Raw genomic sequence first — 13,144 nt, forward strand, 5'->3', positions numbered from 1 at the left:
AGACCGGATGGCGCGGAGCGCGCAGAAGTGGCGCGGAGACGGATCACTCCGTGGTCGGCGGCAGCGCGGCATCCGTCGTCAGCTCGTCCTCGGCCGTCGGCGCCGACGTGACCTCGCGCGCGGTGTCGGCCGGGTCGCCCTCGGCGCGGCTGAGGAGCACGAACGGGATCGCGAGGGCTTGGATGACGCCGCTCCAGAGCATGGACCAGCCGTAGCCGCCGAGATCGGCCGAGCGGCCGAGCACGGGCTGGACCACCGCGCCGCCCGCACTGCCCAGCAGCGAGTCGAACGAGAGCACCGTGGCGCGCTGCTTCGACGGGATCATGTCGTTCAGGTACGCGCGGTGCACCGGGTCGTCGATGGATGACGCGACGCCCCACACGGCGATGAGCACGACCGCGACCCAGAAGTTCGCCGAGAAGGCGAGCGCGACGAGCACCAGCGTGCTCGAGGCGGTCGCGAGCAGGATCACCGAGGTGCGCTTGCGGAAGCGGCGACGGACGTGCGGCGCGAGGATGCCGCCGATGATGCCCGCACCGGAGAGCAGCGCCGCGGCGAGACCGGCGATCGAGTAGGCGCCCTCGTCGCCCCAGAGCTCGAGGAGGTAGGGCTGCAGTGCGTAGAACGCGTAGAACCCGACGCCGGTCGTGAACGGCGTCGTGAGCATCAGCCAGCGGACGGGCCGGTTGCCGAGCCCGTAGCGCACCGACGCGCGCAGCACCGTCCGTGTGGCGGCCACGGGCCCGGCGCCGCGCTCGGGCGTGAAGCCGAGGTCGCGCATGAGGAGCGCGGCGACGACGAACATGACCATGAGGATGCCGGCCCTGACGAGGAACGGGACGCCGAGGTTCGACAGCTGCGCGATGATGCCGCCGAGGACCGAGCCGCTCAGCATCGCCACGTTGCCGACGATGACCGCGCGCCCGAACACCGCCTCCAGGCTGCCCGTGTAGCCGGTCGCGTGCAGCGCGTCGACGAGCCAGGCGTCGACCGCGCCCGAGAAGAACGTGAACCCGAGGCCGAGGAGGACGGAGACGATCGCCCACGCCCAGAACGGCGACTGCCACACCCACAGCAGCCAGTACATGACGGTCGTCGCGGCGAGGGTGAGCGTGCCGAGCAGGTAGGAGGCGCGTCGCCCGAGCGTGTCGGCGACGACGCCGGTGGGGATCTCGAACAGGAACATCCCGAGGCTGAAGAACGCATTCGCGGCGAAGGCCTCGAGGTTGGTCAACCCGGCATCGAGCAGGAACAGCGTGTTGATGCCCCAGATGAAGGAGGCCGCCAGCGTGTTGCCGAGCATGAGCGTGTAGTACGTGCCCTGCACGCGCCGGGCCGCACGCCCGTCCGCCTCGCGGCCCCCGGGTGCGGTCATTCGCGGCGCCCCGGACGACCCATGCCTCCATCATGCCCCCCGGACGGGCTTCGCCCAAGGGCCATCGGATGGGACGTACGAATCCCACTGCACTTCGAGGCTTTTGTCGTGGAATGTGAAAAGCCGCGCATATCACGATTGCTTTTGCTTGACCTCAGCGAGACAAATGCCGTAGCCTCCGAAAAAGTTCGTGATGCCAACTCACGAGCAACGGTGCGAAGAGTGGCTCAGTCCTCCCTCGCGTCGGGCGCGGTCCTCCCGCGTCGCGGGCCTCACCGCCCGTCCCCATCGAACGGTTCAGTGCAAGGGAGCATCATGGATGAACTGACGGAACAGGCCGAGCACGACGCCCGGATCCTCGGGCGCAGCCTCGGCCTGACGCGCCGGCAGCTGCTGGCGGCGACCACGGGCATGGCCGCCGCCGCCGCGGTCGGCCTCGCGGGCGGCCACACCCACGCCCACGCCGCACCCGCGGCGGCCACACCCGGCGGCAACGGCGTGCTCGTCCCGCCCGGCAAGCGGGGCATCATCCTCTACACGGTTCGCGACGCGGTCGGCCGCGACCCGCTGGCCACCGACCTGCCCTCGGGCTTCAAGGAGGTCTTCCAGGAACTGTCGCGCATCGGCTACAAGCAGATCGAGTTCGCCGGCTACAACCAGCACGCCAACGCCGAGGGCGGCAACGTGAACAACGTCGCCGGCGCCCAGCTGCTCCGCACCTGGCTCGACGACAACGGACTCGAGGCCGAGGGCAACCACGGCTCGATCCCGAGCACGATCACGGATGCCACGCTCCTCGCGTTCGACCAGGCGTGCGAGATCGCGAACATCCTCGGCTTCGGGCACATCGGCACGGGCAACGACCCGACGAGCAGCTCGTACCTCGCCGACTGGCAGGCTGCGGCCGACCGCTGGAACATCCTCGGCGAGCGGGCCGCGACGCACGGGCTCAAGCTCTACACGCACAACCACGACGCGGCGTACAGCTTCCTGCTCGACAGCGGACCGCTCGACGCGGCCGGTCGCCCGACCCGCTCGACCGGCCTCCGCCGCCTCGAGTGGTTCCTGCAGAACACCGACCCGAACTACGTGTACCTCGAGATGGACGTCTACTGGGCGCACGTGGCCCAGCACCGCTTCCAGAGCTACACCGCGCCCGACGGCACGATCGTGCCGAACGTCTTCGACCCGGCGGGCCTCGTCGCGGCGCAGACCACCCGGTTCCCGCTCTTCCACGCGAAGGACGGCGCCAAGAACACGAGCGCGGCCGGCTACTCGATCGTGCCGTTCGGCCAGGGAGACATCGACTACACGACGTTCTTCCAGCGCATCGGGGCGAAGGGCTACCACAACGCGATGTACGAGCAGGACAACGCCTCGACGGTGCCCGCCCCGGCCTCGCCGGCGCTGTCGCTGCAGAACGCGGCGTCGTCGTACGAGAACCTGGCCGCGCTCCGCGGCTGACGCGATACTCCGGGCCGCGCGGTGACCGAACCCCCCGCGCGGCCCGGGACCACACATGGATCCCGCCGAACCTCCTCCTCATTGACTGGAGCACATCCATGCACATCGCACGTACACGCCTCGCGGCGCTGGTGATCGGGGCCGCGGTCGCGGTCACGGCCGCCGTCGCGGGGCCCGCCGCCGCTCACCCCGGCCACGACCACGGCGACCCGGTCTCGGCCACGACGTGGGCGAACTACGAGCGCGTCACGCTCGCGACCACCGCCGCGGTCGGCGAACCCATCGACATCGCCGTCATGCCCGACTCGCGCGTGCTGCACACCACGCGCGGCGGTCAGGTCCGACTCACCGACCCCGCCCAGGGCACCACGACGGTCGTCAACACGATCGACGTGTACGCCAACTCCGAGGACGGACTGCAGACCGTCACGCTCGACCCGGACTTCGAGGAGAACGGCTGGGTCTACCTCTACTACGCGCCGCGTGTGATGACGGCGCCCTACCCCGAGACCACCGCGACCGGATCGGCCCCGCAGACCCTGCCGGCCGGCGCCGACGCGTCGTACTGGGACCAGTGGAAGGGCTACAACCAGCTCAGCCGCTTCAAGTGGAACGAGGAGACCGACTCCCTCGACCTCTCGACCGAGCAGGTCATCATCAAGGTCGAGGTCCAGCGCGGCCAGTGCTGCCACGTCGCGGGCGACGTCGCCTTCGACAACGACGGCAACGTGCTGCTCGCCACGGGTGACAACACGCCGGCCAGCACTCCGGGCGCCAGCGGCTACGCGCCGATGAACGACCGCGCCGGCTACAACCCCGGATTCGACGCTCGTCGCGGTGCCGGCAACTCGAACGACCTGCGCGGCAAGATCATCCGGATCGACGTGCAGGAGGACGGCTCCTACACGATCCCCTCGGGCAACCTCTTCGCGCCGGGCACGGCCGGAGCTCGCCCCGAGATCTTCGCGATGGGGCTCCGCAACCCGTTCCGCATCGACTTCGACCCGGTGACCGGGGCGGTCACGTGGGGCGACTACGGCCCCGACGCGGGTACGGCGAACGACCTGCGCGGCCCGATGGGCTACGTCGAGTGGCAGAGCACGACCGTGCCGATCAACGGCGGCTGGCCGTTCTGCCACGGTCCGAACGCGAACTACAGCAACTGGGACTACGAGACCCTCACGGTGCGCGGCTGGTACGACTGCGAAGGCACGCTCGTGAACCCGTCGCCCTACAACACCGGCCTGCAGACCCTGCCGTCGGCGACCGCGCCCCAGCTCTGGTACGGCGACCAACCCACGCACCAGCCCTGGCCGGAGTTCGGCTCGGGCGGGCAGGCTCCGATGGGCGGCCCGACCTACCGCTACGACGAGGAGAACGCGTCGCCGACGAAGTTCCCGGCGTACTGGGACGGCAAGTCGTTCATGGGCGAGTTCTCCCGCGACCGCGCGTTCGTATTCTCGCAGGACGACCCCGACGGCCCCGTCACGAAGATCGAGGACTTCCTGCCGAACGCCGCGCTCGGCGGAGCGACGCTCGGCGCGTGGGACAACGTGATGGACATGGAGTTCGGCCCCGACGGCGCGCTCTACGTGCTGAACTACGGCGACGGCTTCTTCCGTCCGAACCCCGACGCGGGCCTCTACCGGATCGACTACGTCGAGGGCACCAAGGGCCCGCGCGCGGTCATCGAGGCCTCGGTCACGTCGGGTGACGGTCCGCTCGAGGTCGAGTTCGACGCCTCGGGCTCGTCGCACCCCGACGATCTCGCGCTGAGCTTCGCGTGGGACTTCGAGAACACGGGCAGCTTCACGGATGGCGCAGCCACCGCCTCGTACACCTACGAGGAGGACGGCCAGTACCAGGCCCGCGTGCGGGTCACGGACGCCGGCGGACGCGTGAGCCTCGCCTCGGTCACGATCACGGTCGGCAACACCGCGCCCGTCGTCGAGATCGTCTCGCCGGTCGACGGCTCCTTCACCGACTGGGGCGACGAGGTCGCGTTCGAGGTGAAGGTCACCGACCCGGACGAGCCCATCGACTGCAGCCGCGTGCTGTGGAGCTACGGCCTCGGCCACGACAACACGCACACGCACCCGCTGTTCACGGGCACCGGCTGCACCGCGACGATCGAGACCGCACTCGAGGCGGGCCACGGTGAGACCGAGAACATCTACGCGCAGATCGGTGCGTCGTACACCGACGCCGGCACCCTCACCGCCCCGGCGCTGACCGGTGACGACGTCGTGCTGCTCAACCCGCGTGCGCTGCAGGCCGAGCACAACGACGCCCGCAGCGGCGAGGTCACGGCCGTCGACGACGAGACGGCGGCGGGCTTCCGCTACCTGAGCGGCCTCGGCGAAGGCGAGTGGATCGCCTACGACCCGGTGGAGCTCGGCGGCATCACCGGCGTGGAGCTCCGCGCCAAGGGTGCCGGCGAGGTGACCCTGCACTGGGGTGACGCCGACGGCGACGTGCTCGGCACGTTCGAGGTCGACTCCGCCGCCTGGCAGGAGGTCTCGGTCCCGCTGACCGTGATCCCCGACGGCACCGGCCGCATCGTGGTGACCTCGACGGGCGGAGTGGACCTCGACCAGTTCGAGTTCACGACGTCGGTCGACGACATCCGCGCCCTGCTCGCCGAGCTCGAGGCCGACGGTCGCATCACCCGCGGCGTCGAGGCATCGTTCGGCGACGTCCTGGCCGAGGTCGACGCCGCACTCGCGGCCGGCGACACCGCCACGGCGACGGCGCGGCTCGAGTTCATCGTGACGCAGGTGCCGAACCGCGTCCGCACCGATGCCGACGCCGCGGCGCTCGTCATCCGCGCGGTCGAGGCGGTGATCGCCGACCTGTAGCAGAACCTCGCGGCGCCGGGCCCTGGTCGGGTCTCGGTCCCGGCGCCGCGAACCCAGGCCGGTGCGGTCGGAAACGACCTTGGCGGGATCCGCCGGCCGCACCAAGAACGAGTCGGGCCGTGCTCCTCAGGAGCACGGCCCGACTCCATTCTGCGCGTCGTGCGCCGCGCGCGATCGACCCCAGCTAGCCTTCGATCATGGTGCGCTTCCTCGTGAACATCGTGGTCTCCCTCGTCATGGCCGCGATCGGGCTCCTACTGTGCGCGTGGATCCTGCCCGACTTCCACCTCGACACGACCGGCTTCCTCGTGGCGGTGGCCGTCTTCACGATCGCGCAGGCGGTGCTCGCGCCGTTCATCTTCAACGTGGCTCGCCAGTACGCGTCGGCCATCCTCGGCGGCATCGGGCTCGTCTCGACGTTCGTCGCGCTCCTCATCGCCTCGTTCTTCCCCGGCGGCATCCGGATCGACGGCGTGGTGACCTGGGTGCTCGCGACGCTGCTGATGTGGATCGTGACCGCGCTCGGCACCTGGCTGATCCCGCTGCTGATCTTCCGCAACCGCCGCGAGAAGCGCGCGGCGTAGCGCGCGGGCACGACGCCGGGCTCAGGCCTCGGGGCGGTACGCGAGCACCGAGCCGGCGACCGAGACGCGCACGTGGCTTCCCCGGGGCACGAGTCCCGACGCCGTCACGCGCGCACGAAGGCGCTGGCCGTCGGCGAGCGACACCGCGAGCATCGCGTCGTGGCCCGTGTACTCGACGTCGGTCACCACGCCGTCGAGCGGGGCGGATGACTCGGGGTCGACGGCGGCGTCTCCGGAGGTCGCGTCTGCCGGCAGCACGCGCAGCTCCTCGGGCCGCACGAGCACCATGACCTGGTCGCCGTCCTGCGGCACGAGGCCCGTGGCATCCGCCACCGGCACGGCCCGGAGCCGGCCGATCGACGTGGCGACCTCGTCACCGTGGAGCACGCCGGGCAGGAACACGGCGTCGCCGACGAACCCGGCGACCCACGGCGTGGCGGGCACCCGGTAGACCTCCTCGGGGGTGCCGAGCTGCAGCACCTCGCCGCCGCGCATGACCGCGACGCGGTCGGCGACCGACAGCGCCTCGGCCTGGTCGTGCGTGACGAGGATGCCGGTGACGCCCTCGGCGCGCAGCAGCTCGCGTACCGAGGCGCGCAGGTCGGCGCGCAGCATGGGGTCGAGCGCGCCGAACGGCTCGTCGAGCAGCACCAGCTCGGGACCCGACGCGAGGGCACGTGCGAGCGCGACGCGCTGCGCCTGACCGCCCGAGAGCTGGCCGGGCACGCGGCCGGCGAGCGGCGCGAGATCGACGAGGTCGAGCAGGCGCCGCACCTCGTCGGACTTCGCGGCGCGGCGCGCGGCCCGCGACGAGCCGCGCCCCGCGAGCATGCCGAAGGCGACGTTCTCGGCGACCGTGAGGTGCGGGAACAGAGCCGCGTCCTGCGGCACCCAGCCGATGCGCCGCTTCTCGGGAGCGAGGTGGATGCCATGCGTCGTGACCATGCGCGACCCGATTCGGATCTCGCCCGACTGGGCGCGGAGCAGGCCCGCGATCGTGCGGAGCAGCGTCGTCTTGCCGCAGCCGCTCGGACCGACGATCGCGAGCAGCTCGCCGTGCGGCACCTCGACGTCGACCGCGTGCAGCACCGGGCCGCTCTCGTAGCCGACGGTCAGGCCGCGGACCTCGAGCCGGCTCATGCGATCGCCTCCCGGGTCGCCTCGCGCCCGGCGCGCGCGTCGGAGAGCAGGAACGCGGGCACCGCGGCGACCAGCAGCAGTGCGACCGCGTACGGCGCGGCGGCGCCGTAGGCGGAGACATCCGTTCGCTGCCACAGCTCGACTGCGAGCGTGTCGGTGCCCGTCGGACGCAGCATCAGGGTGGCGGGCAGTTCCTTCATGGCGCTCACCGCGGCGAGCAGCGCCGCCGCGAAGATGCCGGGGCGGGCGAGGCGCGCGGTGACCGTGAGCCACGTGCGGGCGCGCGAGTTGCCGAGCGTGCGCGAGACGTCCTCGAGCGAGGTCGGCACTTGGCCGGTCGCGGCGCGGATCGATCCGATCGCCTTGGGCATGAAGAGCACCCCGTAGCCGAACGCGAGCACGAGGGCGGTCTGGTACAGCGCGGGCACGACGCTGAGGGAGAAGAACACGAGCGAGAGGCCGACCACGATGCCGGGCAGGCCGAGCGCGAGGTACCCCGTCGACTCGATCGCGCGCACGAGGCGCCCGCGGTGGCGCGCGGCCAGCACGCCGATGGGCAGGGCGAGCGCCACGGCGACGACGGCGCCGCCCGCCGAGAGCAGGATGGTGTTGCCGATCGCCTGCGCGAGGTTGGCGGCGTCGAACGCCCGCAGCGTCTCGGCCGAGAGCACGCGCGCGAGCAGCACCGCGACCGGCACGAGCACGGCGACCGCGGGAACGAGCGCGAGCAGCAGCACGCCGGGCACGGTCCACCGGCCGAGGCGCACCATCCGCCGCCGGCCCGTGGCGGGCGCCGCGTGGATGCGCCGGGCGGCGCGGCCGCGTGCGAACTGCTCGCCCACCACCACGATCAGCGCGAGCGTGACGAGCAGCACCGCGAGCACGGCGGCCTCGTCGCGGCTGAAGCTCGCCGAGTACGCCTGCTGGATCGCGGTCGTGAGCACCGGGAAGCGGAACAGCGCCACGCCGCCGAAGTCGGCGAGCGTGTACAGGCACACCAGCAGGGCGCCCGCGAGCACCGCCGGGCGGATCTGCGGCCACGTGCCGAGCATGAACGAGCCCAGCGGGCCGCGGCCGAGCGTGCGCGCGACGTCGTCGAGTCCGGTGCTGCCGATCCGCAGCGCCGCCGCGACCGGCAGCGTCACGTAGGGGACCGAGACGAAGCTGAGCACCAACCACGCGGCCCAGAATCCCTGCATCGACGGCTGCCAGGCGAGCCATCCGTACGCCGCGAGGTACGAGGGCATCGCCAGCGGCAGCGCGGCGAGCACCGCCCAGAACCCGCGCCAGCGCAGCCGGGTGCGGGCGAGCAGGTAGGCGCTCGGCACGCCCAGCGCGACCGCGGTGACGGTGACGGAGGTCGCGAGGAGGACCGAGTTGCCGACGAGCAGCGGGATCCGCGGCCGCTCGAACACCGCCGCGAGCTCGGCCGGGTCGGCCGAGACCACCCGCACGACGAGGTGCACGACGGGGATCGCGGCGAGCGCGACCGCCACGAGGGATGCCGCGATGAGCCCCCACGGGCGGCGGGGGCTCGGAGTCGCGACCGCGGTCATCCCTTCAGGCTAGATCAGGCCGTTGTCGGCGAGGAGCTGCTGCGACTCCTCGACCGAGTCGAGGTCGCTGAGGTCGAGGCCCGGGTTCACGAGCGTGTCGATCGACGGCAGGCCCTCGGGAGCGTCGATGCCCGGCAGCAGCGGGTACTCGAACGTCTCCTCGACGAAGTACTGCTGCGCCTGCTCCGACACGAGGAACTCGACGAACGCGAGCGCGTCGGGGTCGTCGGCGGCGTTCTTCAGGATGGCGGCGCCCGTCACGTTCACGATGCCGCCCGGGTCGCCCGGCAGGAACTTCAGTTGCGCGCGCATGCTCTCGGCGCCGACCTCGGCGACCTGGCGGAACCAGTAGTAGTGGTTGATGAGGCCGAGCTGCGCCTGGCCGGTGTTCACCAGGTCGAGCGAGGCGAGGTTGTTCTCGGTGAGCTCGGGGTCGTTCGCGGCGATGCCCGCGACCCATTCGGCCGCGGCATCCTCACCCTCGAGCACGCGCAGCGCCGTGATGAACGACTGGAAGCTGGCGTTGCCGGGCGCGAACGCGACCTGGCCGTTCCACTTCTCGCCCACGAGCGCGTCGACGGTGTCGGGCACGTCGGCCTCCGACAGCTGCTCGCCGTCGTACGCGATCACGCGGGCGCGGCCGGTGACCCCGATCCACGAGTCGTCCTGCGAGGTGAAGCCGTCGGGGATGAGGTCGGCGAGGTCGGCCGGGATCGTCGCCTCGAGACCGGCATCGGCCAGCGCGCCGAGCGCGCCGGCGTCCTGCGACAGGAACACCTGCGCCGGCGTCCGCTCGCCCTCCTCGAGCAGGAGCGCGGTGAGCTCGGGCGTCGCGGCGTAGCGCGCCTCGACCTCGATGCCGGTCTCCTCCTCGAACTGCTCGATGAGCGGCGCGACGAGCTCCTCGTCGCGGCCGATGTACACGGTGAGCTTCCCCTCCTCGTCGGCCGGCCCGGCGGTGCAGCCGGTCAGGGCGAGGGCGGCCGTGAGGCCGGCGGTGGCGAGGGCGATTCCGCGGCGGGCGCGCATGGGCGTGCTGACTCCATCGGTCGGTGGAAGGTGAGGGCCCGTCGACTGCGGGCCCAACTTAGCTTAGCCTCACCTGCGCTCCGCCGCTGCTCGGGGCGTCACACAGCGAGCGCAGGGGTTGACGCGAGCCCGGCGCGAGCGTAGCGTAAGCACATCATTAATTAAGGAGTTGCTTACGTGAAAGCCGCGGATGACGAGTTGAGCCGCGTGTTCCACGCACTCGCCGATCCGACGCGCCGAGCCATCCTGTCGCGCCTCCACGCCGGGCCCGCCACGGTCGGCGCCCTCGCCGAGCCGTTCGCGATGAGCCGCCCCGCGATCTCGCAGCACCTGAACGTGCTCGAGCGCGCGGGCCTGATCGAACGCACGGCCACGGCGCAGTGGCGCACGTGCTCGCTGCGCACCGAGCCCCTCGACGACGCATCCGCGTGGGTCGAGCGGCACCGTGGGGAATGGAACGAGCGATTCGACCTGCTCGACGCGCAACTCCGCCGCATGAAAGGGGAGACCCCATGAACGAGCGAACGCACGACGCGCAGTTCACCATCACCCGCGTCTTCGACGCCCCGCGCGAGCTGGTCTGGCGCGCGTGGACCGAGCAGGCGGATGCCTCGCAGTGGTGGCATCCGCGCGGCATCGAGATCAAGGACGGCAGCGTCGCGGTCGATGCCCGGCCCGGCGGACGGTACGCCTACACGATGGTGGACCCCGCCGACGGCACCGAGTACCCGACGGCCGGCGTCTACCGCGAGGTCGAACCGCCGAAGCGGCTCGTCTTCACCTGGGCGTCGCCCGGTGATCCGGATGACAAGGCGCCCGTGATCACGGTCGACCTGCGCGAACTCGAGGGCGGCCGCACCGAGATGCTCTTCCACTTGCGCGGCTTCGCCGGCGCACCCGGCGACGAGAACGTCTACGACGGCTGGGACTCCGCATTCGACCTGCTCGGCGAGCAGCTCGCGGCCGAACCCGCACCGGAACGGCGGGCGCGCTGATGGGCCGGCTCATCGTCGAGCAGATCGTCTCGGCCGACGGGTACGCGGCGGAGGCCGACGGCGGCCTGGGCTTCTTCGAGTTCTCGCCCGAAGTGGCCGGCGACGCCGAGGCCGGCGGGGGCCCCATCGACCGCGAGCAACTCGCGTGGCTCGAGGGCGTCGACGCGATCCTGCTCGGCCGGAACACGTACCGGATGTTCGCCGACTACTGGCCGGGCGTCGACCCCGCGGTCGACCCCGTCGCCGAGCCGATCGCGCGGCTGCCCAAGCACGTCGCCTCGAACACGCTCGAGCGGGCACCCTGGGGCGACGGGGAGATCGAGATGCTGCGTGGGGATCTCGCGGCATCCGTCTCCCGCCTGAAGGCGCGGTTCGACGCCACGGTCGTCTGGGGCAGCCTGCAGCTCGCCGACGCACTGTTCGCAGCCGGGCTCGTCGACGAGTTGCGCCTCCGGATCGTGCCCGTGCTCATCGGCGACGGCCGACCCTTCACCCCGGAGGCGCTGGGGCAGCGTCCGCTCGACCTGATGAACGCGGTCACCCATCCGTCCGGCCATGTGACGCTCCACTACCGGCTGCGCTGAGACGTCAGCCCGCCGATCGCGGCGCTACCGCCGCGGCTCGGACACGACCCGGTCGAGCTCGGTCGGCTCCTCGGGCGCGACGGACTCCTCGTTGCCGGTGTACTCCGCCGACAGGAGCCGGTACGACCTCGTCGTGAACGCGAGCAGCGCGAGGGCCACCATGATCAGGCCCGCGAACAGGAAGATGAGCCCGATCCCCCGCGCATCGCCGTCGCCGAGCAGCCAGCCCCATGCGGCCTGCCCGTCCTCCGACTCCATGAAGGGGATGATCCAGAACTGGGCGATCGGCGCGATCAGGAAGGACGTGATGGGCGCCGCCGCCGCCTCGACCGCCGAGGCGAAGCCGAATACCCGCCCCTGGCGTCGGAACGGGACCACCTTCTGGATCACGGTCTGCTCGGATGCCTCGACGACCGGCACGAGCGCCATGTAGAGGAAGATGCCGACGGCGTAGAGCCACCACCATTCGCGGAGCGTGAAGACCGCGCCGAGCACGCCCATGCCGACCACCACGAGCAGCATCGTGCGGATGGGGTTGCGCCCGAGGCCGAACTTCGCGATCGCGATGCCGCCGATGATGAACCCGGTCGAGGACACGCCGAGCACGATGCCCCACACCTCGACCGGGAACAGCGTGAGGCCGTACGGGTCCATGAGGGCCATGTAGACGCCGCCGATGAGGTTGTTGAGGCACGCGAAGAGGATGAGGCCGAGCAGGCCGGGCGCCTGCCGGATCGCGGCGATGCTGCCGCGCACGTCGATGATCGGCTGGTGCTCGCCGTCGACGGTCGGCTGCTCCTCGGGAATGCGGAGGAACAGCAGGTGCACGAGCGCGACCAGGGTGAGGGCGATCGCGATCGCGAGCGTCCAGCCCATGCCGAGCAGGCCGATCGCGAGCCCGCTGAACACGCTCGTCACGATGAACGCGAGCCCCTGCACGGTGCCGACCATGCCGTTCGCGTTCGCGTGCCGGTCGACCGGCACCAGCAGCGTCACCGTCGTCGACAGCGCGATGTTGCGCATGTGCTCGACGACCGAGCCGAAGAGGATCACGCCGGCGAACACCCAGAACCACGGGCCGCCCAGGTCGACGAGCGCCGACTCGGGCTGCAGCAGGTACACCACGCCCGCCAGCAGGAACGCGCCGAGCGTGACGACGCTCGAGAGCACCATGACGGCGTGCTTGCGGTGCCGGTCGACGATCGTGCCGAAGAGCATCGCGAAGAACGCGATCAGCAGCATGTACGCGCCGCCGATGATGCCCGTCGCGAGCACCGACCGCGTCTCGAGGTACACCCAGAACGTCAGCGCGAACCACAGGAAGCTCGTCGTGACGTTCGCGATCATCGTGTTGGCGAGCAGCTGCACGAAGACGCGCATGCCGTTCGGCGGCGGCTCGGGGTTCGGCGCGACGCCCGCGCCATCCGTCGCCGACTCGGACCCGATCGCCTGCTCGACGCCGGGCCCTCGCACTTCCTCGGACATGGGGGCGAGGCTACCGACGACCACCGACACCCGGTATCCCCCGTCCCGGATCCGGCAGGATGTCGCGGGTCGCG

Annotated in this window: 11 protein-coding genes; 6 read left to right on the forward strand and 5 right to left on the reverse strand. The window is 71.4% G+C overall.

Annotation, left to right across the window (positions count from 1 at the left end; all coding sequences use genetic code 11):
* Positions 1-43 precede the first annotated feature (43 nt).
* Positions 44-1,375: an MFS transporter gene (locus AC3RKB_RS04425; RefSeq protein WP_491434767.1), complete on the reverse strand. Its 1,332-nt coding sequence runs from the start codon at positions 1,373-1,375 to the stop codon at positions 44-46.
* Between the two features lie 315 nt (positions 1,376-1,690).
* On the opposite strand from AC3RKB_RS04425, the gene AC3RKB_RS04430 reads away from it, so the two are divergent.
* From AC3RKB_RS04430 to AC3RKB_RS04440, 3 genes are all read left to right on the forward strand, one after another.
* Positions 1,691-2,839, forward strand: coding sequence for a sugar phosphate isomerase/epimerase family protein (locus AC3RKB_RS04430; protein ID WP_491434768.1), 1,149 nt, complete (start codon positions 1,691-1,693; stop codon positions 2,837-2,839).
* A gap of 98 nt (positions 2,840-2,937) precedes the next feature.
* Positions 2,938-5,697 carry a PQQ-dependent sugar dehydrogenase gene (locus tag AC3RKB_RS04435; protein ID WP_491434769.1) on the forward strand — a complete coding sequence of 920 codons (2,760 nt, stop codon included), beginning with the start codon at positions 2,938-2,940 and terminating at the stop codon, positions 5,695-5,697.
* 197 nt (positions 5,698-5,894) lie between these two features.
* Positions 5,895-6,281 (forward strand): phage holin family protein, encoded by a 387-nt coding sequence (locus tag AC3RKB_RS04440; protein WP_491434770.1) that lies wholly within the window; start codon positions 5,895-5,897, stop codon positions 6,279-6,281.
* 21 nt (positions 6,282-6,302) lie between these two features.
* On the opposite strand, the gene AC3RKB_RS04445 is transcribed toward AC3RKB_RS04440, so the two are convergent.
* From AC3RKB_RS04445 to AC3RKB_RS04455, 3 genes are read right to left on the reverse strand one after another with little or no spacing between them, the layout of a single operon-like run.
* On the reverse strand, positions 6,303-7,421 hold the full coding sequence (locus tag AC3RKB_RS04445) for an ABC transporter ATP-binding protein (RefSeq protein WP_491434771.1): 1,119 nt from the start codon (positions 7,419-7,421) through the stop codon (positions 6,303-6,305).
* Positions 7,418-8,977 (reverse strand): ABC transporter permease, encoded by a 1,560-nt coding sequence (locus AC3RKB_RS04450; RefSeq protein ID WP_491434772.1) that lies wholly within the window; start codon positions 8,975-8,977, stop codon positions 7,418-7,420. The genes AC3RKB_RS04445 and AC3RKB_RS04450 overlap by 4 nt, the downstream gene beginning before the upstream one ends.
* 9 nt (positions 8,978-8,986) lie before the next feature.
* Entirely contained in the window at positions 8,987-10,006 is a 1,020-nt protein-coding gene (locus tag AC3RKB_RS04455; RefSeq protein WP_491434773.1) for an extracellular solute-binding protein, read from the reverse strand.
* A gap of 177 nt (positions 10,007-10,183) precedes the next feature.
* Between AC3RKB_RS04455 and AC3RKB_RS04460 the strand changes: the two genes are divergently transcribed.
* Genes AC3RKB_RS04460 through AC3RKB_RS04470 form a run of 3 tightly spaced genes read left to right on the forward strand, consistent with a single transcriptional unit; the run spans position 10,184 to position 11,585 of the window.
* A complete protein-coding gene (locus AC3RKB_RS04460; protein WP_491434774.1) occupies positions 10,184-10,522 on the forward strand; it encodes an ArsR/SmtB family transcription factor in 339 nt (112 codons plus the stop codon).
* Positions 10,519-11,001: an SRPBCC family protein gene (locus AC3RKB_RS04465; protein ID WP_491434775.1), complete on the forward strand. Its 483-nt coding sequence runs from the start codon at positions 10,519-10,521 to the stop codon at positions 10,999-11,001. The genes AC3RKB_RS04460 and AC3RKB_RS04465 overlap by 4 nt, the downstream gene beginning before the upstream one ends.
* Positions 11,001-11,585 carry a dihydrofolate reductase family protein gene (locus tag AC3RKB_RS04470; protein WP_491434776.1) on the forward strand — a complete coding sequence of 195 codons (585 nt, stop codon included), beginning with the start codon at positions 11,001-11,003 and terminating at the stop codon, positions 11,583-11,585. The genes AC3RKB_RS04465 and AC3RKB_RS04470 overlap by 1 nt, the downstream gene beginning before the upstream one ends.
* Before the next feature lie 24 nt (positions 11,586-11,609).
* On the opposite strand, the gene AC3RKB_RS04475 is transcribed toward AC3RKB_RS04470, so the two are convergent.
* Positions 11,610-12,965, reverse strand: coding sequence for an MFS transporter (locus AC3RKB_RS04475; protein ID WP_491436749.1), 1,356 nt, complete (start codon positions 12,963-12,965; stop codon positions 11,610-11,612).
* Positions 12,966-13,144: the final 179 nt, after the last annotated feature.

Source organism: Agromyces capsici (assembly GCF_058349965.1).